Raw genomic sequence first — 2,238 nt, 5'->3', positions numbered from 1 at the left:
ATCCCGCGCGTCAGATCCCCGCGCGCGATCGCGTCCAGCACTCCGGCCACGTCGCTCAGCCCCGCCGACATGATGTCGAGCAGCCGGTTCAGCCCCTCGCTCAGCTGACGGAAGAACCCCTCCTTGCCCGCCAGATCCAGCCGCGCCGCGAAATCACCCACCGCCGCACCCTCGACCAGACCCGCAATCTCGCGCTCCGCCGTCACCTCCGCCGTGCGGTCCTGCCACTGCATGACCTTGCCGATCTGGTGACCGCGATCGTCGCGCACCGGGCTGGCGGTGAGATGCAGATGCCGGCCGGACATGCGCGTGTCCAGGACGAGCGTGCCTTCCAACTGGCCGCTGAGGGCCTGACGCTGCCGGTCGTCTCCTAGATAGCGGGTCATGCAGGTGCGCATCAAGGCATCCGGATCCAACTCCGGATGGTGTCTGAGAACATCGTCGGAGAGCGCCCGCCACAGCCCCTCCCCGGCGTGGTTCAGATAGGTGACCCGATCCTGCTCGTCCGAGAGGCTGACCGGGATGGTCACATGATCCAGGGCGTAACGAATGGTCTGATTCTCCTGGGCGATTCGGCGCGTCTCCTGAATGTCGTAGTCCAGACGGGCCTGTACCGACTTGACCCCGAGGAGCATCTGACCCATCTCGTCGTTACTGTGGACGCCGATGTGCCTGCTGTAGTCGCCGTCCGAGATGGAGGCCAGATGACCGAGCGTCTGACGCAAGGGCCCGCTGATCTTGCGCACCAGCCAGATCCCCAAGACGGCGGCCACGAGCAGCGCGAGCAGCGCGACCAGGACGACCTCGCGCTCGGCCCGGGAGGCATCCGCCAGATAGGCCTCGCGCTGGCGTGCGGCATCCTCCTTCACCTGCTTCACGGCCGCCATCATGAGCGACTTGTAGGGACGCCAGATCCCGGCCTCCTCGGCGTTGTAGAGCCGCTTTGCGCCGAGCAGATCGCCAGCCTCGATCAGCTCCAGGATGCGTTTCTGGAGCTCGCCGTGACGCTGGCGTCCGGCGCCGATCTCGTCGAGCCGGCTCAGGGCCGTCTCGAGACCGGCGGTGTCGGCGCGGTCCGTAAGCCGACGGATTCGCTCCAGCTGCCGATCGAATCCCTCCTGGGCCATCCTGAAGGTCTTACGGACCGGAAGGTCGTCCGGGTCGAGCAGGATGAAGCGCATGGCCGACACCATCTGCAGACCCTTGGCGTACATCTCGCCGTAGGCCTGCTCGAGCGCCTGGTCGTGCTCGGTGAAGTGGCGCAGCTGCTGATTGGACTGGCGCAGGTTCAGGATGGAGACCAGGATCGCGGCCGTGAAGAGCAGCGAGATGAGGATCAGCCCGGCGGGCAGTGCACGCACGATGCGGGTGTCCTGGATCCGGGCCGCCAGACGCCCGATCAGAGGCCGGGCCGGTTTTCCCGCCCGCAGCCGGGCATAGAGCGTCTCGGCGGCGTCGATCTGATCGCGCGAGGGCTTGCGGCGTACCGAGATATACCCGGTGACGCGGCCCTGCTCGCGCAGCGGAGAGACATTGGCCTCGACCCAGTAGAAATCGCCGTTTTTGCAGCGATTCTTGACGATCCCGGTCCAGGGCCGACCCGCCTGGATGGTCTTCCAGAGATCCTCGAAGGCGGCGGGAGGCATGTCCGGATGCCGGATCAGATTGTGGGGCGTCCCGATCAACTCATCCAGACCGAAGCCGCTGATCTCGACGAAGTCGGCGTTGGCGTAGGTGATCCTTCCCTTGAGGTCGGTTCGCGAGACGATCAGCTGATCGTCCCTCATCAGATGTTCCGTCTCGGTGACGGGTAGATTCTTCCGCATGCTCCAGACTCCCTTTGCGTCCGGACTTCGCTCTGCATTCGAGCCCCCGGCATGGGACATCGTCGGCCTCATCGGAGACAGGGCCGACGAACCTCAGGATGCCCTAGAACTCCTCCCAGTGATCCTCGTCGCCCTTCCCGGCAGCACGGGTTGGACGCCTCTTGTCCGGGGAGGATCGCAAGGGCGTCGACTTGGCCTCCGAGCGAGGGCCTGGCTTGGCCCCGCCAGCCGAGCCGGAGACCCTTGGAGTGGACGCCTGGGCGGCAGCGGACCCAACCGCCGCGTTCCCCAGATCGAACATGGACACGGCCTGGGTGAGTACGCGGGTCTGGTCCTCGAGGCTCTCGGCCGCGGCCGCCGCCTCCTCCACCAGGGCCGCGTTCTGCTGCGTCACCTCGTCCATCTGCGTCAC

1 protein-coding gene and 1 pseudogene are annotated in these 2,238 nt (G+C 66.4%); both read right to left on the bottom strand.

The features are described 5' to 3' along the window. Positions 1-1,826: PAS domain-containing protein (locus D779_RS20670; protein WP_043758393.1), on the bottom strand; the 1,826-nt coding region annotated here is incomplete at its 3' end. A gap of 103 nt (positions 1,827-1,929) precedes the next feature. Continuing rightward, positions 1,930-2,238, bottom strand: a pseudogene (locus D779_RS20665) (methyl-accepting chemotaxis protein); the annotation flags it as partial.

Origin of the sequence: Imhoffiella purpurea, from assembly GCF_000585215.1 — a bacterium.
GTDB classification, from domain to species: Bacteria; Pseudomonadota; Gammaproteobacteria; order Chromatiales; family Chromatiaceae; genus Imhoffiella; species Imhoffiella purpurea.
The sequence above is the reverse complement of the archived record's forward strand: the minus strand, read 5'-3'. Positions and strand labels throughout refer to the sequence as shown.